This is a genomic window from Sulfurimonas sp. (assembly GCF_047622445.1).
Classification (GTDB): domain Bacteria; phylum Campylobacterota; class Campylobacteria; order Campylobacterales; family Sulfurimonadaceae; genus Sulfurimonas.
The window spans coordinates 1-18,188 of the sequence record NZ_JBLHOE010000068.1; the positions used below are offsets into that span (position 1 = coordinate 1).

General features: G+C 31.4%; 17 protein-coding genes and 1 pseudogene. 9 read left to right on the forward strand and 9 right to left on the reverse strand.

Annotated elements, in window-relative coordinates:
• From ACI9TV_RS13190 to ACI9TV_RS13200, 3 genes are all read right to left on the reverse strand, one after another.
• A partial coding sequence (locus ACI9TV_RS13190) for a DNA cytosine methyltransferase (protein ID WP_415251297.1) occupies positions 1-98 on the reverse strand: 98 nt, incomplete at its 3' end.
• A 10-nt stretch (positions 99-108) separates the two neighbouring features.
• On the reverse strand, positions 109-2,421 hold the full coding sequence (locus ACI9TV_RS13195) for a helicase-related protein (protein ID WP_415251281.1): 2,313 nt from the start codon (positions 2,419-2,421) through the stop codon (positions 109-111).
• Positions 2,388-3,275 (reverse strand): DUF1837 domain-containing protein, encoded by an 888-nt coding sequence (locus ACI9TV_RS13200; RefSeq protein WP_415251282.1) that lies wholly within the window; start codon positions 3,273-3,275, stop codon positions 2,388-2,390. The genes ACI9TV_RS13195 and ACI9TV_RS13200 overlap by 34 nt, the downstream gene beginning before the upstream one ends.
• Positions 3,276-3,904: 629 nt before the next feature.
• On the opposite strand from ACI9TV_RS13200, the gene ACI9TV_RS13205 reads away from it, so the two are divergent.
• Positions 3,905-4,153, forward strand: coding sequence for a hypothetical protein (locus ACI9TV_RS13205; protein WP_415251283.1), 249 nt, complete (start codon positions 3,905-3,907; stop codon positions 4,151-4,153).
• Complete coding sequence (locus ACI9TV_RS13210) at positions 4,153-4,551, forward strand: PIN domain-containing protein (protein WP_415251284.1); 399 nt, start codon at positions 4,153-4,155, stop codon at positions 4,549-4,551. Before ACI9TV_RS13205 ends, ACI9TV_RS13210 begins: the two co-directional genes overlap by 1 nt.
• A 75-nt stretch (positions 4,552-4,626) precedes the next feature.
• Here ACI9TV_RS13210 and ACI9TV_RS13215 read toward each other — a convergent pair whose 3' ends face one another.
• The gene (locus ACI9TV_RS13215; protein ID WP_415251285.1) at positions 4,627-6,066 is read right to left on the reverse strand and encodes a protein adenylyltransferase SelO; all 1,440 of its coding nucleotides are present in this window, start codon (positions 6,064-6,066) and stop codon (positions 4,627-4,629) included.
• Complete coding sequence (locus ACI9TV_RS13220) at positions 6,063-7,235, reverse strand: YbfB/YjiJ family MFS transporter (RefSeq protein WP_415251286.1); 1,173 nt, start codon at positions 7,233-7,235, stop codon at positions 6,063-6,065. The genes ACI9TV_RS13215 and ACI9TV_RS13220 overlap by 4 nt, the downstream gene beginning before the upstream one ends.
• A 200-nt stretch (positions 7,236-7,435) precedes the next feature.
• Here ACI9TV_RS13220 and ACI9TV_RS13225 point away from each other — a divergent pair, with 200 nt between their 5' ends.
• From ACI9TV_RS13225 to ACI9TV_RS13250, 6 genes are all read left to right on the forward strand, one after another.
• Positions 7,436-10,156, forward strand: a complete 2,721-nt coding sequence (locus ACI9TV_RS13225) for a cache domain-containing protein (RefSeq protein WP_415251287.1) — start codon at positions 7,436-7,438, stop codon at positions 10,154-10,156.
• Positions 10,157-10,261: 105 nt separating this feature from the next.
• Positions 10,262-11,821, forward strand: coding sequence for a nitroreductase family protein (locus tag ACI9TV_RS13230; protein WP_415251288.1), 1,560 nt, complete (start codon positions 10,262-10,264; stop codon positions 11,819-11,821).
• A 1-nt stretch (position 11,822) separates the two neighbouring features.
• Positions 11,823-12,080, forward strand: coding sequence for a hypothetical protein (locus ACI9TV_RS13235; RefSeq protein ID WP_415251289.1), 258 nt, complete (start codon positions 11,823-11,825; stop codon positions 12,078-12,080).
• A gap of 24 nt (positions 12,081-12,104) precedes the next feature.
• Positions 12,105-12,329 (forward strand): hypothetical protein, encoded by a 225-nt coding sequence (locus ACI9TV_RS13240; RefSeq protein WP_415251290.1) that lies wholly within the window; start codon positions 12,105-12,107, stop codon positions 12,327-12,329.
• Entirely contained in the window at positions 12,326-12,751 is a 426-nt protein-coding gene (locus ACI9TV_RS13245; protein WP_415251291.1) for a hypothetical protein, read from the forward strand. Before ACI9TV_RS13240 ends, ACI9TV_RS13245 begins: the two co-directional genes overlap by 4 nt.
• A gap of 112 nt (positions 12,752-12,863) precedes the next feature.
• Positions 12,864-13,244 carry a hypothetical protein gene (locus ACI9TV_RS13250; RefSeq protein ID WP_415251292.1) on the forward strand — a complete coding sequence of 127 codons (381 nt, stop codon included), beginning with the start codon at positions 12,864-12,866 and terminating at the stop codon, positions 13,242-13,244.
• Between the two features lie 49 nt (positions 13,245-13,293).
• Here the strand turns inward: ACI9TV_RS13250 and ACI9TV_RS13255 are convergent, their stop codons facing one another.
• The 4 genes from ACI9TV_RS13255 to ACI9TV_RS13270 form a co-directional block, all read right to left on the reverse strand.
• Positions 13,294-14,088, reverse strand: a complete 795-nt coding sequence (locus ACI9TV_RS13255; protein ID WP_415251293.1) for an HNH endonuclease — start codon at positions 14,086-14,088, stop codon at positions 13,294-13,296.
• Between the two features lie 346 nt (positions 14,089-14,434).
• Positions 14,435-14,623, reverse strand: a complete 189-nt coding sequence (locus ACI9TV_RS13260; RefSeq protein WP_415251294.1) for a hypothetical protein — start codon at positions 14,621-14,623, stop codon at positions 14,435-14,437.
• Positions 14,624-14,889: 266 nt separating this feature from the next.
• A complete protein-coding gene (gene tkt / locus ACI9TV_RS13265; protein WP_415251295.1) occupies positions 14,890-16,809 on the reverse strand; it encodes a transketolase in 1,920 nt (639 codons plus the stop codon).
• A 3-nt stretch (positions 16,810-16,812) separates the two neighbouring features.
• A complete protein-coding gene (locus tag ACI9TV_RS13270; protein WP_415251296.1) occupies positions 16,813-17,661 on the reverse strand; it encodes a polyprenyl synthetase family protein in 849 nt (282 codons plus the stop codon).
• A 75-nt stretch (positions 17,662-17,736) separates the two neighbouring features.
• Between ACI9TV_RS13270 and ACI9TV_RS13275 the strand changes: the two are divergent.
• A pseudogene (locus ACI9TV_RS13275) lies at positions 17,737-18,188 on the forward strand (malate dehydrogenase); the annotation flags it as partial.

Consider the following 18,188-nt stretch of genomic DNA (forward strand, 5'->3'; position numbering starts at 1 on the left):
GTATTAAACCCTGCTTGTTCTAAACCTAGTGCTAATCCTCCAGCACCTGCAAATAACTCTACTACATTGTATTTATTAATAGTTTTTCCTTGTTTCATGGCTTAAAATTCATCCACTTATAATATTTTCAATTTGTTCAAATTTTTTCATTTCATAATCATCAAAACTTGCTTTTATTTCTCTATCTTCTTCATTATCATAATATTCTATTATTTTATTTGGCACACCATAATCACTTGCTAATTTCCCTTTTTCTGAAGTTGAATTATATTCTAATTTCACAAGTAATTTATCTATACCAGTAATATCATCAATAAATTTATTTAATCTTTGTGATTCTAAGAACTTATACATTAGGTTAAAGACACCGAGATATTTGACAAGTTGATATTTTAGTACATTATATACAAACTGTGATGATTCTCTTATTGCTTCATCAGTTGATTTACTTTGTTTGTCAATCTTATATCTAACTGAACCAATAAAACCATCTTTTAAATAAAAATATAAAAGGTTTGTTAAAAGTGATGATTCTCCATTATCACTTTTGATTTTTATATCTATTGTCCTTAAAAGCTGTTCATTCTTGATTATTGGTTTTATTACCCATAAAAAGTTTTCAAATCCATTATAATCGATTGTTAAATTATATGCAGTTTTTCTTACAAAGTCTTGGATTGCTTTATAGTTACCAGGATAGCTTGTAATTAATTTATTTATATTGTCGTAAACTTTAATCTTATCACTATATGAAACAACTTTGTACATACTCATAATTTCATCTGGTATATTTCTTGCTTTTTGTTCTTTTATTATTATTTCTTTTTTTAAATTATCTTCAATATTTAAAAACTCTTCATCAGTTATAAAATAATCAATTTCATCTTTAGGTATTTCTTTATCATAATTTTTATGCTTAATTTCATCATCTGAACCATCTATAATCTCTTTAAACTCTTTGTTGATTATTAAAACTCTACCACTGTAATGGTATAAAAATCGTCCTGCTCTTCCAGCAATATTCTTAGCATCAAAAGTTTTTAAAGGCTTATTACCTTTAGTCGCATTGAGCACAAGAAGATTCTTTGCAGATGTATTTACACCTTCTGTAATGGTAGTAGTTGATATTAAAACATCAATATCACCATTATTAAATAATCCAATAATTTCTTTTTGAATATATTTAGGAACAAGTCCATGATGAATACCAATTTTATTTTTTAATCCTAAAATTATACTCCAGTCATGTAGCTGAAAAGTATTTTCTAAATGTTCTATTAGTTCATTTAATTTTTCACTTGTTTGACTATTATTTTGTGTAAAACTTATAATTTCTTTTGCTTTTGTTTCAGCTCGTGCTGGTCCACTTGTATATAAAATTACATTTTCATTGATATTTCTAATATCTTGAGTGATTTTAGCTAGTTTTTCACCAACTTTTTTCTTACTATATCCTGTCAAGTCAATTGTTAGTTTGTCATCTATAAAATGCTCTTTACAACCAATTATTTTGTTATAGCTTTTATTAACAATTTCAAATTTATTATAATCAATTAACTTAAAATTATTTTTATCTAAAAAGTTATTAAAGGATTGGTTTTTTTCTTTATTGTCTCTATCTGGAAAGTTAATATAAGGTCCAACCAGTAAAATATCTTTACTATTTTGTAATAGATTATGCAGAGCAACTCTATATGCTGTATCTCTTTCATTTTCTTTATTTATATTGTCAATAAGAAACTCATTATCAATTTTATATATTTCATCTACAAAAACAAAATCAAGACCAATATCAATATCCTTATCAATAAATGATAAAAATCGTTCAGGTGTATATATGAAAATATTATTTTCACCAATATTTTCTACATCACTTAATGTATGAATAGTGAAATTTTCTTGAAAATCACTATACAAGTCATTAGTTAGTAATTTTTCATAATTTTCTGATAAAAGAGCAATAGTTGGAAAAATAAGCACAATATTTTTATATTGCATTTTTTTAATTATTTCATAAATAAGAAATGTTTTACCAAATGAAGTACTAGCAGATAAAAAAAATCTATTTTGTTTTTCAATATCAAAAAGGTTTAAAACTTCTTTTTGATATTTATGTATTTTAATATCTTTATCAATATGAAGGGTACTTTCATAGATTATTGATGATAAGGTATTTAAATCATATTCGTTAAACTCTTCATTATGATTAAACTTATCAAAAAGTAAATCATAATAATGCGGAATTCCTGCTATATTTGATATATATTTTAAAAATTTTAAATCTGATGGAGTTAATTCAATATCTTTTATCTTATCAAAATATCCACAAACGATAGTAATAAATTCATAATTTTTTATCTCTTGTCTAAAATATTTATTTAATTCTTTTACGACAATAGAGGCTTCTTTAATTCTATCCATTTAATTACCTCCTGTTTAACTTTTTTAACTTCACTTATTGGTAGAAAAATAAAAAATATTTTATAGTTAATTGATAAGTTGTGTGTTTTTTTAGTGAATTTTTCATTTATTTTGCCAACAGCTTTTTTAATTCTTTCATGATAGTTTGGATTATTATCTGGATAAACTAATAAAATAGGATAAACTAATGTCATATTATGCTTTATTACTTCATCAATTATTTTAATAGGGATGCCATCCCAATCGTTTAAAATTTCTTCAATTTTACTATCTTTGATAGCAAAATTATTTCTAAAATTATTCATAGCAATAATATTATTTTTTAAATAATCATCAGTAAAGGCTTTATCTAAGCCCTCAATAGCACTTTTTGCACCGCTGTATAATGTATCTCTAAATTTTACTTCACCAAACCATAATTCAATAACACCATCATTTTCAATTAAATGATATGAATCATAACCTTTTGTTTCTGATTTTTCTAAAGGATTGAAAAAATATCCCCTTGATATAAGTGGATTAGCCCTATAAATATGATGTAAAAATGAATAAAGTAAAACTTCACCAAAAAATCCATATTTTAATTTTGTTAATGGCTTATCACGTTCATCGTATCTCATTTTAGTTTGTAATGCAATAGATAAATAGTCTTTTTTAGTTAAATCAAATTCATTAAAAGAGTATTCAATTATTGAATTATAGATAAGTTCAATTAAATCATTATCATTACTGTAATCATAGCAATCATCTTTATGGTTACTTAAATTTACTTGGTCGATTTTATCTGTATTATTGGGAAGTGAATATTTATAAATTATTGTTTTATCAATTAAATTTTTTAATGACTCCCTCAATATAAACTTCCTTAATTATTTTATTAATTTTAGCTAAATAGTCTTAATACGAATTTATATTTCAATGCTCTACTAACGGTCGGGCTGAGCTTCACTAATGTGTATTTCGGAAAATTCGCTTGCGATTTTCTGGAAGACACCTTGGTGTGGGACTCCTGCCAATTGTTGTGCGTAGCGAAGCGAAGAACGACAATTGGTTGGTGGCTCGTTTAGAGCTCAGCCCGACCGTTGATACGTTTTCGCGAAGCGGGAACGTATCAACTCTTTATTCATGCACATTATATACAGAAGAACCTTAAAAATGAAAAATAACACACATACTATATGTGTGTTATTTTTTAATATTTAGTTATAAATATGACAAAATATAATATTATTCTATATATTTCGAAATAATCTATAGTATTCTTAAATATAAAGTGTGTGTTAATTGCTGTATAGACAAATAACACATATAAATGATAGTTAATGTGTAAATATCTTACATAACACACGCTGTGTTACTTACAAGTTACACGAGGGGTTGAATATCCACTTTTAGGTCTCATTGTTATAACTTAAGTATTTTTTCAATATCTTTACAATATTAAAGAAATAATGTATAATAATGTAAAGACAAAGGAAGACCTATGAAAAGAGCAGTAAATCTCCGATTGGAAGAAAGTGCCATTATTACACTTAATCAATTATCAGAAGAACTCCATACAACAAAAACAGAAGTTATAGAAAAAGCTATAAGTTATTTTTCAAAACAAAATAATTTAAAACATAACCAATTATTACAATTTGCAGGTAAATTAAAAAGTAACGATGCAGATAGTGTGCTCCAAAGTATTACCGATGATAAAAATTCTAAAGACTTTGAGCTAGACCTTTAATGAAAAAATATTTAATTGATAGTGACATATTAATATATTTCTTAAAAGGAAAACAAGAGGTTGTCCAAAAGCTTTCCCAAATTCCAATCGATGATTTATATATTTCAAGAATAAACTATACTGAATTAATCTATGGTGCTTATAACTCTGCAAAAATCAATCAAAATTTAAAAGTTATTGAACCTTTTTTAGATAGCTTCACCGTATTAGAATTTACTAAAGAATCAAGCTTAATTTTTGCAAAAGAAAAAGCAAGATTGAAAAAAAGTGGTAATATAATTGCTGACATGGACTTAATGATAGCCAGTATAGCTATTGCTAATGACTGTACTCTCATTAGCAACAATCTAAAGCATTTTAATAGAATACAAAACCTAGAACTTGAACCAAAGTTATAACATTAATGAAGAAACCAATATTTGTACAATTACAAAATAAAGAGAATTAACTCTTTTTAGATCATCTCTCTCCTTCTATGAAGAACAACACAGTTGTAAGTTTTTAGACCTTAAGTGAGTGACAGCACAAAGGTACTCTAAATCCTCATGTTCTTCATACGGAGAATGTGCCACTTTGAGTAGGTCATCTACCATGGTGAAGTTACCTACTTTAGCTTTTTCTATCGCTTCATCCAAAATATGATTTTTCAAAATGTATTTTGGATTGACTGCTAACATTTTTTTCTCTCTTTTCTCTTGCGATAGTTTCTCTTTAAGTAGCCTTTTATCATACGCATTCAACCACTCTTCTAATGGTAAAGAAGAAACACAAATATCTAAGATGGGACTTTTATCTCCATCGTAGAGAGAGAGTTTTCTAAAAAAGAGATTGTAATCAACCCTTGCATCTGATAAACTTCTATGCATCGACTGTATTAAATTTTTATCTTCACCAATCTTTTCATATAAGCCTAATCTAGCGCTCATTCTGCGAAGGTGTTCACTTTTATATACCTTATAAAAGACCTCATCAAGAATTTCTAAAGCACTTTCATTATCTAAAATAGGTGAAAGAGCTGTTGCTAATTTTTCAAGATTCCACCGCGCTGCACCTGGTTGACTTTTGAAACTATATCTTCCCTCTTTATCTGTTTTATTACAAACATAACTTGAATCATAATCATTTAAAAATGAGAAAGGCCCATAATCTATTGTGCGCCCATCTATGGACATATTGTCAGTGTTCATAACCCCGTGGGTAAAGCCAACACTTTGCCAAGCGGCTATTGTTCTTGCTGTATTTTTCACTATCTCTGTATACATTTTCACGTAAGGTTCTTCTTCAGTGATTAAGTAAGAAAATGACTCTTCTATCACATAATCTGCTAAGTCTTTAACCATCTTGTATTCACGGTAGGCATTAAAGTGCTCAAACGTTCCGAAGCGTACCCATGTTGGGGAAAGACGTAGCACAATCGCACCTTTTTCTCGTTCCTTCCGTGCTACATTTGTATCACTTCCAATCAGCGCTAAGGCTCTAGAAGTTTCTATGCCTAAACCATGCATCGCTTCACTCATAAGATACTCTCTTATGCTTGAGCCAAGTGTTGCTCGGCCGTCTCCCAAACGAGAGTAAGGTGTAAGTCCGGCACCCTTAAGCTGTAAATTTTCTCCATTTACTTTACCAAGATTTATGACACGTCCATCTCCAAGAGCAGCGGTGAAGTCACTAAACTGATGTCCCGCATAGTTCATAGAAAAAGTCTGAGAACCTTCTAACTTTTTCTCTCCATTTAGTATGTCTACAAGGAGAGTATCTTCAAGTAAGTTCTCATCAACTCCTAAAAGTTTTGCAGCGTCCCCAGATACCGAGATGAGAAAAGCATTTTTCAAAGGTGTTGGATCTACTTTTTCATAAAAAAGACCTGGAAGCTGAAGATACGGTGAAGTAAGTTTTAATTGTGAAAATTTCATCCTCGAGTTTCCAATTTTTTAGCATAAGCTAAAAATAATATTCCAAGAAATACTATAAATGCAGTAAGATAAAGTGTTGTATTATAATTTCCAAAATACTCAATAAGTGCTACACTATACAAAGGTGCACCAACTTGACCAACTCCATATGCTGCTGTCATTGCACCCATAAGTACTACAGGGTTTCCACCTGCTAACTTTCCACCGAGATGCATAAAAAGTGCTACTAAGCCAATAAAAGTACTTCCATATAAGGCACCACTTAGTAGATTCAAGTAAACATTTGTAGTCAACGTAGGAATCAAAATTCCCATAACTTGTAAAGCCATCGCTATCATGATGATATTCACACTTCCAAACGTATGTGCTAAACGCATCCATAAAATGGATGAAGGAATCCCAGCTAAACCAACAACAAGCCAACCAATACTTCCATAACCTTCTAACCCTTCAAGTGAATTAATAATGTCAGGTAAAAAAGTTCCCTGCACTACAAACCCTACCCCTTCGGTGAAGTAAGCAAAAATAAGTAATATAACATATGGCGAAAATATTGAAAGAGAAAGCTTATGTTTTGGTGCATCTTTTTTTAGTACTTTATCGAACGACAAAATATATATACAGTACAAAGAGATAACAAATCCAAAAATAGACAAAACGAGCCACGCATCAGACCAAGTACCTTCTTTTAAAACAGCTTGAGAAATAAGCTCACTCACTGCAATCGCAAAACCTATACCACTAAAATGAATCCCCATAGCTTTTGTCTTGTCTTCAACACTTAACTTCACCATGACAATAGCAGCACCAACAATCAAAACCATAGCAGAGCCAAACCCAGCTACAACTCTTGAAAGTAACCAAAGCGTTTCATTCGTAGTTGTTGCCAAAACTAATGTTGTGAGAATACTTAGAACAATCCCTATACGAAAATATTTAACTTTTGTGTTTATATCTTTAATAAAAATGGCGAAAATTGCACCACTTAAATAACCTACAAAATTAAAAGATGCTAACACACCTGCATACGTAAGAGATAAGGAATCTTCAAGCATAAAAGGGAGTAAGGAAGTAAAAGCGAACCTAGCCACACCAACACCAATGATAATAGCGAGTATACCAGCTAGGAGTATCGCTGCATTTGAGTTTCTGTCAAATAATATTTTCACTATCTCTACTTTTTCATGACTATAACCAAGTCAATCTTAACTAACTCTGTAGATTTTTTTCTTACTTTTATTTTTATAGTGCTTATTAAACTTTTTACATGATAATATAAAAAGTAAACAAATTGAAACTTGTTATAATATTTTATTATGATATCATTAAATAAATAATCATGATTTCTCAATAAAAAAGGTGGCTAATAATGAAATTCTCACTATCTAAGATAAGCTTTGGAACCATTATCATTACCGCCTTAATTTTTAGTGTAGTCATAGGTATATTTACTATTATCATTACGAACAATTCTTATGAAGAAAGAATACAGCAACAAGAAAAAGATTATATTAAAGAGAATAAAGAACTTGTAAAAAGAGAAATTTCAAGAGCAATCAAAAGAATAAATATAATACACGATATTGTCCATAACTCCCTCATTCATGGTCTTGAGCAAAAAGTAGATTTTGTTAGTAGTCTTTTTCGTTCTCCTATAAATGATTCACTTAACAAAACTCAGCTCCTCAAAAAATATAAAAATGAACTCGATTTACTAAAGTGGGATGAGGGAAGTGGTTATTTTTATATATTTGACAGTGATGGGATCATACTTTATCATGGTAATGATAATACACATATCCATAAACACATTTTAGACATAGCGAAGAAGAATAAAGAACTTGTAGAATTTTTAAACGGTACCTTAAAAAAAGGTGAAAACATTGGTAGTTACCGCTGGACTAAACCTCATACAGGCAACCACAAACTCCATGAAAAATACGTCTATGCAAAAAAAATTGAACATCTAAATATATATATAGCAGCTGGGGTGTATAAGGATGAAGTTGTCAGTAAGATTCAAAAAATGGTTTTCCAAGAACTTAAAGAGGAGCGTTTTGGTAAAAACAATTATGGATACTTCTGGATTCATGATTTAGACTACACTATGCTACTACACCCCATCACAAAAGAACTCGTAGGCACTAATTTAAAAGATTTCAAGACAAATGATGGACAGTATTTTATGCGAAGTATGAATAAACTCGTCTTAGAGCAAACTTCTGGTTATGTCAGTTATATGTGGAAAAGACCAGATAGTGCACTCATTGATCAAAAAATTTCTTACGTTCACCTCATTAAAGAATGGGATATGGTTATTGGTTCAGGTTTTTATCTTACAGAGTTAAAAAAGATACATGAAGAAGAAAGGGAGTCACTAAAAAAAGCACTCAATGACAACCTGCAAAAAATACTATTTATTCTTGGAATACTCATGATACTTAGTTTCCTATCCTCATTATTTATATCAAAACGTATCAAAAAGATTGAATCCTTGCAAAAGGAAAATCTTAATATGCTCAAACAATATAAACTAATCTTAGATAAAAGTTCCGTAGTCTCCAAAACTGATAAAGAGGGTATGTTAACGTATGTAAACAAAAACTTTACAAAAGTGAGTGGATATAAACTTGAAGAAATTATCGGTAATTCCCATAATATCGTTCGTCATCCAGAATCACCTAAAAGTCAATTTAAAACATTATGGAAAACAATTAGCGCTGGTAAGATATGGACAGGTCTCATTAAAAATAGAACTAAAAATGGGGATAGTTACTATAATAATACTACCATCGTACCAATAAAAGATAGTGATGGAACGATTATAGAATACATTTCATCAGGATCTGATGTAACAGAGCTCATAGAAAAAAGAAGCAAACTAAAAAGTATTTTTAGCACTGATTCATTAACGGGACTTGGAAATAGGGTGAGTTTAATAAATACTCTCAACCACGATACTCAAGGTGTACTCGTACTGATTAATATCGATAGATTTAAAGAACTAAATGATCTTCAAGGCTATTCTAGGGGCGATATAATACTAAAAGAATTCAGCTCAAGACTTTTTGATTTTATTGCTGATGAAAAGTATACTTTGTATCGAGTTGAAGCAGATATTTTTGCACTCTACACCTTAGACAATGGACTAGAAAGTGTCATTGAAAAGATTACTCACTTTATGGATACAGTGGGTGAAGAAGCTTACATTTCACAGAACAGTAGCTTTATTCTTACCTATACTGCGGGTATAGCATCTAAGAATGAGAACTTATTTACATATGCGGATATGGCACTTAGTGAAGCTAAAAACAAAAAAGTAAGAATAAAAGTTTATGAACAGTATATGAATAATATAGAAGAATATAAACAAAATATTTTATGGGTAAAAAAACTTCACCTAGCTATTGCAGAAGATAGGATTGTTCCTTTTTATCAACCAATATACAATTACCATACAGGTAAAGTAGACAAGTATGAGTGTTTAATGCGACTCATAGAAGATGGTAAAACTATCCTTCCAGACAACTATCTTAAAGTTGCTAAAAAAACAAAACTCTATCCTCAACTAACCTATATAATGGTTGCAAAATCAATTGATAAATTTGCACTGAGCTGGGAAGAATTTTCAATTAACTTTAGTATAGAAGATTTGATGAACGAAGAACTCATGCAATTTGTTTACCACTATGCCCAACAGAAAAATGTATTTAAAAGACTTGTATTTGAGATAGTAGAATCAGAAGAGATAAAAGACAATGATTCCATCTCAAAAATTCTTAGTAGATTTAAAGAAGAAGGTGTGCAAATTGCCATAGATGACTTTGGAAATGGATACTCCAACTTTAGCTATCTCATCTCTTTAAAAGCGAACTACATCAAGATAGATGGCTCTATCATTGAATACATTTTAGAGGATGAGAGCGCACTAGAAGTTGTTAAATCTTTAGTACATTTTGCAAAAAAATCAAATATGAAAACAATAGCAGAATATGTAAGTTCAAAAGAGCTTGATACTATGGTAAAATATTTAGGTATTGATTATGCTCAAGGATATCACTATGGAAGAGCAAAACCTGAACTATTGTAAATATATGAAGTGTAAAATCGATTAAGTTATTAAATTTTTCCTATATTTAATTTAATAACACTTTCTTTAGAGAAAGTTTTAAGTAAAAATCATTAAAATCGAATTATGAATAAAGCACTACAAACAGTTTTCGAATACCACGAAACGACAAAACACGCACAACAAAGATACGCACGCTCACTTGGTTATATGGACTGGTCTACACAACCTAACCCATTTAGAAACTATAATGCAAGCGATAGTATAGAACTTCCTTTAGCTATCAATAATGCAACGCCACCGTATCATCTTCTTGATACTGACTTACCGCCTGCTCCACTTTTAAAAGAGTCCCTCTCACAACTTTTACAGTTTTCCATGGGAATAGCTGCTTGGAAAGAATCAGGTGGAAGCTCTTGGGCTGTACGTTGTAATGCTTCAAGCGGAAATCTTCACCCAACTGAAACTTATCTTGTTTTACCTCCAGTTTTAGAAGAACAAGATAATAAAAGCACTGTTTTTCATTACACTCCGAAAAATCATGGTCTTGAAGTCTTAGCTACTATTGAAACTTCATTTTGGGATGAATTGCCAAAGGGAAGTTTCTTATTAGGACTTTCTGGAATCACATGGCGTGAAGTGTGGAAATATGGTGAACGTGCTTTTAGGTACACAAACCTTGATGCTGGTCATGCATGGCAGTCCGTTGTAGTCTCAACAAAAATGCTAGGTTGGAAAACCACAAGACTAGATAGCATAAATGATGTATCTATAGATACTCTTCTTGGTTTAGCGCAAGAAGATCGATTTTTTGAAAAAGAAAGAGGCGATATACTTTTAGTTATTTCACCGCAAACTGTAGATTCATCTCTGAACCTTGATACTTTACTACAAAGTACTCCTTTAAGATTCGAAGGAATTGCAAACCAACTAAGTCCCACTATGCAACATTGGGACATTATTCCTGAGATTGAAAATGCCACTATGCAAGCACAAATAGCTCAAAGAGCAGTAGCAGCTCAAAGTATAGAAAAAGAAGCAACACAAGAGTCAAAAAATGTAGTACTTCAAAGACGAAGTATACATATTATGCAAAAAGATACATCAGAGATTACAAAAGAGCAGTTCCATACACTCTTAAACTCTGTAGTACATTCTCTCGATGCTAAAGAAAATTCTGCCCATTTATGTTTAATGGTAAATAGAATTCAAGAGTATGAATCTGGTCTGTATATTTTAATCCGTAATGAAAGAGATTTAAAAGATTTAAAAGAACAAATGCATAATGATTTTCTTTGGAGAGCAACTGACGCAGAGTACCTTTATCTACTTGAGAGTAAAGATGTCAAAATGGCATCTAAAGCTATAAGCTGTACGCAAGATATTGCAAGTGATGGAGCTTTTTCTCTAGGTATGTTATGTAACTTCTCAGAGCAACTTCAAACACATGGAGCACATAGGTATAAAGAGCTCTATTGGGAATGTGGAGCTATTGGACAAGAATTGTATCTTGAAGCTACTTCTATGGGATTATCTGGGACAGGTATTGGTTGTTTTTTAGATGATATGATGCATGGATTATTTGGCATTAAAGATAATAGATTCCAAGTTCTCTATCACTTTACCATTGGTCGTGGAAATGTTGACAGCAGAATTATCACAAAGCCGGCTTATAACAGGAGTTAGCATGAAATATACGTTTTTTTTACTTGCATTGAGTTCATTACTCATTGCAAATGAAAACTACCAAAAAAATAAACATGAAAACCACCTGTATGGTAAAATAAATACACATATTGGTGAATTTGATAACTACAATAGTATTGGAGGATATAAAGATGGCAATCTTCGCCATGAAAATACTAATTCAACAAAGCCCCTCAATAAAAATTCCAAAAAAATTATAAAAGATAAAAAATCAAAATGGTATAATAAATTATTCTAAACCAAATTTACAAGAAGAGATAAAATGAAAATACTACTTTTTTTACTGATACTAAATCCTTTCCTTCAAGCACAAGAATATCAACAAGGAAAAATAGACATGCATGGTGGTCAATACGACAATTACAATAGTATAGGTGGATATAAAGATGGTGGTTTTCGCAAATCTCATGGAAATATCTCAAATTTCCTAGATAAGAATACTACCAAAACTATAGAAAAGAAAAAGATTCATACGAAACAATATTGAAAAAACCCTTAGAACTCTTTTTTATACTTCTCTCTCTTTCATTTTTACATGGATGTTCTGATAATTATCTTTCTCAAGTAAATTCAAAATCTATACTTGAAAAAAATATAGGATGTATGAAACTTGTAGTATTCCCTCCAAATAAATCTATAGAAAATAAACTCAATGAACTTTATCCATTTAATGCAAACTGTGACTTAGATTTAGTAGTCTCTTATAAAAGCTCTATCGTATGTAACTCAAATCAAAATGCAGAAAAAAAAGCACTTGGAATGGCGAAAAGTTATTTACGGTTGGAGATAAAAAGAAAAAATCATCTTTTGTATAGTTATTATATTGACTTAGCCCACAATGTAAGTGATGAAGATATTGAGAATGGGTTTAATGTAATGAAAGACACTTTGCCATTTAAGCTGAAGTAGGAAAATTAACATTACATTCTAAAGAGATTGTGTATCATATAGATATAACTCTCATATCTAGGAGTCTCTCATCAAACCTTCATTACTTACACGTATAATTATCGGGAAAACTTTGGGATTTTCATTTGGCTTAATGGGCTTTATTCTCTTGCCTTATTTTGTACCCGAAGTTGACTTATTATTTCGCTGGGGAATTTTATGCTGGTATACAACACTCGGTGCAATCATCGGAGTCTTTGGTGTATTTACTTACCATCCAATACTAAAACTACCCTTACCTTGGTGGTTTCGTTCATTCTATCTAGGTGCTTGGATGAATTTTGTTCTAACCCTGTTTACTTACGATACTTTACAAGCGATCATGATAGAGGTCTTTGGTAAGAATGGATTACTCCATTCACCATTTTGGATGGTTCTTGATGGAGCAATAGCAGGATTAATTATTGGTTATTTTTCTACAAAATATGGTGGCGAAGGTAAAGATATTGTCTAAATAGAGTAAATAAGTTGCTACTAGCTAGCTAATTTATTTACTCCTTTATTTAACTATCTTCTTTTACTAACCGTGCAACTTTAGAATATATTCTCTCTAGTTGTGTATCTTTATTTATCCCATGATGTAGCTCGGCATGACAATTTGGGCAAACTGCGATTGCATTTGTAACTTTATCTGAACCATCATCCGCTAAGGTTTTAAGATGGTGAATTTCCAAATAAGCAGATCCATCATCCTTTTTAAAAGGTGCTTCTTTATCGCAACTCTCACATACTCCATCAGCCGCATTCATTAGCCATGCTTGAACCTTAGCATCACGGTGAATTTCAGTTTTTCTAACTTCATATTTATAAGGTTTTTCTGTACCATCTGGATAATCATTTGTATTTGACAATAGTTCATTTATATATGCTTGGTAATCATTAGATGGCCCTTCTATCTTATAATGAAACATTCTAGGATTTCCATCATGTTGTTTCTCAAATTCAGGCTCATAATTTTTTGCTTCTTCAATAAGGTCTCTTTGAGAAACTTCCTTCACAAAGTTATAACTCTTAGAATAATCAATGCTATATACCCAGTCAAAATCTAAATCATCAAAGATTTCTTTTCCATCATTTAAATAATAAGCACCAAAACATTTTTTTGCTCTTGTATATGGAATGAGTAAATAGCCCCCTAGTTCTTCAGTATTATGGTTTACACTGAAAAACTCGCCAACTTCATTTTTCATAATATCTTGAAAAAAGCTTAGAAATTCATCGGTCTCACTGTCATAATTAGCCCATGAATATTTTTTCCCAGATAATGGCTGTAATATTATTCCTTTAATTTCTTGCATCTTGATTTGTATCCTTGTTTGTGAAATAATAACTGAGTATATCTAATAAGTTGCTCTTAGCTAATGTTTTTTTTACTCTATTTTGTTATATCTTTTTATTTTTATCCTTAAAAGCGGAGAACCACTCATAGTCGTGGATTACAGTTCAAACATATTAAGTAGCATTTGTGAGATTTCTTTTGATGTTACTTTGTCAACATCTCCAAGTTTCTTTACTAGTCTAGTTTTGTCAACTGTTCTAATAACATTTTTAGATTGACAATTTATGCATATTTTAGAGCTTTTTTACAGCCATTTGTAAATTAACCTTTGTTTACTCCCAATATACCATAGTTCGAGAGGTGTTTTAAGCACCCATATTTTTCATTAAGTCTAATATTTGAGATGTATCCTTAACATCCCATCCAAATATAGATAAAAGTTCATTTATCCATGTACGCATTGTTTCTTCTGAACTTAAATCTAATCGTCCTTGATCTTTGAATAATAGATATTTCTCAATTAGTTCGTTTAGCTTTTTCTTTCGTTCAATCATTATCTTTATACTCAGTAATTTTTATTTATTGCATTTTATCATTTTGATAATGTATTCTTGTTTAGATGTAGAATTTCTTCATGTATAATAATCTTAACTAAAATAAATAACTGTCATTAGATATATATCAATTTGTCATACTTTTGATAACAAATATATAAACTTCTTAAAAATAGTCGGTTTGTTTAATACTATATATTCAAATAAGTTGAAAATGATTCTAAAGTAATGAAAGGTACTCTGCCTCTAAAGGCAAAGTAAAAAAATTATTTAATTTTTTCGATAATACTATCTACTGAGAAACCGAATTTCTCGAATAGCTGACCCGCTGGAGCTGAAGCACCAAATGTGTCCATTGCGATTACAGTGTCTGCCAATCTGTACCACTCTAGACCACGAGCAGCTTCGATTGCTACTGTTTTAGTATCTGACTTAATGATAGAAGCCATGTATGCTGCATCTTGTTCGATGAATAAATCATAACATGGAACTGAAACAACATTCACAGGTACATCTTTAGCGTTAAGAGTTTCTTTTACTTTGAGTGCCAGTTCTACTTCAGAACCAGATGCCATAAGTGTCATAACAGCATTTTCATCTTCAGATACAAGATATCCACCCTTACTTACTTCACCACTTACAGGACTTGGAAGTACTGCTAAGTTTTGACGAGAACATACAAAGGCTGATGGTGAAGTATTCATAGCTAATGCTGTTTTCCAAGCTTCAATATTTTCTGCTCCATCTGCTGGTCTCCAAACATAAAAATTTGGTAATGCACGAAACTGAGATAAATGCTCAATAGGTTGATGCGTAGGACCATCCTCGCCAACACCAATAGAATCATGTGTCCAAATAAAGAACTGTTGGATTCCTGTAAGTGCTGCGATTCTTGCTGCTGGTTTTAAGTAGTCTGAGAAAACAAAAAATGTAGCTGAAAAAGGCATAAGTGGACCGTAAAGAGCCATCGCATTTACGATTGAAGCCATAGCATGTTCACGGATACCAAAGTAGATATTTCTACCTTTTGGAAAAACACCCATATCATTTAAGTTTGTTTTGTTTGATGGTGAAAGGTCTGCTGAACCACCTAAGAAAGATGGAATCCCTCTTGCGATTGCATTCATAATCTTACCATTCGTTCCACGAGTAGCTTCTGCTTTTTCAAACGTTGGGTACTGAATTCTTGAAAAATCAGGATTTTGTAAAGCAGTCAAAGCTTCATTTTGTTCCATAAGTGGAAGTGTTTTTTGACGGTGAATCCATTCACGTTCTAGTAAATCGCCCTCTTCAATCGCACATCTAAATCTCACTAATACATCTTCATCCACATGAAAAGTTTTCTCTGGATCAAATCCAGCATCTTTTTTCGCTTGAGCAATAACATCATCTCCAAGTGGAGCACCATGAGCATGATGTGAACCTTCTAATTTACCAGCACCTTTAGCGATAAGAGTGTGTGCAATAATGATAGTTGGTTTAGTATTAGACTTTGCAGTTGTAAGTGCAGCATCAATCTCTTCGAAGTTATGTCCATCAATCTCTAAAACATCCCAACCTTGAGATTTAAAACGCATAGGAATATTTTCAGAAATACTTAACTCAGTTGAACCCTCAATAGTAATCTTGTTTGAATCAAAAATAAGAATTAAATTGTCTAGTTTATTATGTCCAGCGATAGAACATGCTTCATAAGAAAGGCCCTCTTCTAAATCGCCATCACCACATAAACAATAAACATTATGGTCGATTAAAGCAGCGGTGTCAGAATTAACTTGCGCACCTGTAAATTTTGAAGCCATTGAAAAACCAACAGCATTAGCAATACCTTGACCCAAAGGACCAGTAGTAATCTCTATTCCTTTAGTATGACCGTATTCAGGATGTCCCGGAGTAAGAGAGTCTAACTGACGAAAGTTTTTTAAATCTTCAACTTCTAGTCCATATCCCCAAAGATAATAAAGAGAATAAATAAGTCCAGTTGCATGTCCACCAGAAAACACTAGTCTATCACGATTTAAAAAATCAGGATTTTTAGGATTATGATTTAAGTGCTCACTTAAAACTACTGCTATATCTGCTAAACCCATAGGTGCACCAGGATGTCCTGAGTTTGCCGCTTGAACCATATCTGCTGCTAAAAATCTAATACTGTCTGCCATCTTTTGACGCATAATGTTACTCATTTTTTAATTCCTATGTCTGTTTATGTATTTTGTTAGTAAAGGTGACAACTCACTTTGTAAGTTCTCATCAAAACTATTCATCTCTGCTAACAATTCTTCTACTAAAGAATTTGCTTGCTTCATTGACTCTTCAAGACCTAAAATAGTTACAAAACTATTTTTATCTTCATCATTATTTGTCAGTTTTCCTGCTTCTTCAGTACTTTGAGTTACATCTAAAATATCATCTTGAATTTGAAATAAAAGCCCAAGTTTAATCCCGAAGTCATAGAGTGCTTTACCTAACTCTTCACGTCCAACTATAATTGCACCCATTTTTAATGAAGCAGCTATAAGCTTTGCAGTTTTGTTTGTATGAAGGATTCTAATATCTTCAACTTTTAAAGGCTTGTTTTCAAAGTGACAATCAATAGCTTGGCCTAAAACCATTCCGTTTAAACCGCCATTAGTCGCTAGCTCACGAATCAATTTCACTCTTACGCTATCTGAAAATGGTGCATTAGATAAAACTTCAAAAGCATAGGTATTCAAAGCGTCACCAACTAAAACAGCGGTAACCTCATCAAAAAGTATATGAAGTGTTGGATTTCCTCGACGAAGTGGTGAATCATCCATTGCCGGAAGGTCATCGTGGATTAAAGAATAGGTGTGTAAAAGTTCAATTGCATACGCAGCATGCATTGCACCCTCTTCTAAAAGAGTGTTATACGAGTTAACAACACCAAGCAAAAGTGCAGGACGAAACCTTTTCCCACCCGCTTGAAGCATCACTTGAAGTGCTTCTTCATAATGTGGATGTATACTTTTTGATGTTGGTAAATTCTCTAATAAAAAACTTTCAAATTTTTGCATTTGGAATTATATATACTATGTTGTTAAACCATGATTAAGATATACTTTAAAAAACTATTTTAGGATGAAATTAGCATGCCATATAGAAATGTAACAAAAAAACAAGCACTTGATTATCATGAGTTTCCAAAACCCGGAAAAGTAGCTATCGTATCAACGAAGCCAATGGAGACACAACTAGATTTAAGTCTTGCATATACTCCAGGTGTTGCAACTCCATGTTTAGAGATAGAAAAGAATGCAGAAAATGCGTATAAATATACTTCAAAAGGAAACCTTGTTGCAGTTATTTCAAATGGTACAGCAGTTCTCGGTTTGGGAAATCTTGGTGCCTTAGCTTCTAAACCTGTTATGGAAGGTAAAAGTATTTTATTTAAAAAGTTTTCTGGACTTGATAGTTTTGATATAGAAATTGATACAGAAGATACTGATAGTTTTTGTAATACAGTACGAGCTATTTCACCGACATTTGGTGGAATTAACCTTGAAGATATAAAAGCACCCGAATGTTTTGAAATTGAACGTCG

Bases quoted from the DNA above. Each gene is read 5' to 3' on its own strand.
- tkt (WP_415251295.1), bottom strand. From the start codon at position 16,809: ATGAGTAACATTATGCGTCAAAAGATGGCAGACAGTATTAGATTTTTA.
- ACI9TV_RS13195 (WP_415251281.1), bottom strand. From the start codon at position 2,421: ATGGATAGAATTAAAGAAGCCTCTATTGTCGTAAAAGAATTAAATAAA.
- ACI9TV_RS13225 (WP_415251287.1), top strand. From the start codon at position 7,436: ATGAAATTCTCACTATCTAAGATAAGCTTTGGAACCATTATCATTACC.
- ACI9TV_RS13235 (WP_415251289.1), top strand. From the start codon at position 11,823: ATGAAATATACGTTTTTTTTACTTGCATTGAGTTCATTACTCATTGCA.
- ACI9TV_RS13255 (WP_415251293.1), bottom strand. From the start codon at position 14,088: ATGCAAGAAATTAAAGGAATAATATTACAGCCATTATCTGGGAAAAAA.
- ACI9TV_RS13205 (WP_415251283.1), top strand. From the start codon at position 3,905: ATGAAAAGAGCAGTAAATCTCCGATTGGAAGAAAGTGCCATTATTACA.
- ACI9TV_RS13240 (WP_415251290.1), top strand. From the start codon at position 12,105: ATGAAAATACTACTTTTTTTACTGATACTAAATCCTTTCCTTCAAGCA.
- ACI9TV_RS13230 (WP_415251288.1), top strand. From the start codon at position 10,262: ATGAATAAAGCACTACAAACAGTTTTCGAATACCACGAAACGACAAAA.
- ACI9TV_RS13270 (WP_415251296.1), bottom strand. From the start codon at position 17,661: ATGCAAAAATTTGAAAGTTTTTTATTAGAGAATTTACCAACATCAAAA.
- ACI9TV_RS13260 (WP_415251294.1), bottom strand. From the start codon at position 14,623: ATGATTGAACGAAAGAAAAAGCTAAACGAACTAATTGAGAAATATCTA.
- ACI9TV_RS13215 (WP_415251285.1), bottom strand. From the start codon at position 6,066: ATGAAATTTTCACAATTAAAACTTACTTCACCGTATCTTCAGCTTCCA.
- ACI9TV_RS13210 (WP_415251284.1), top strand. From the start codon at position 4,153: ATGAAAAAATATTTAATTGATAGTGACATATTAATATATTTCTTAAAA.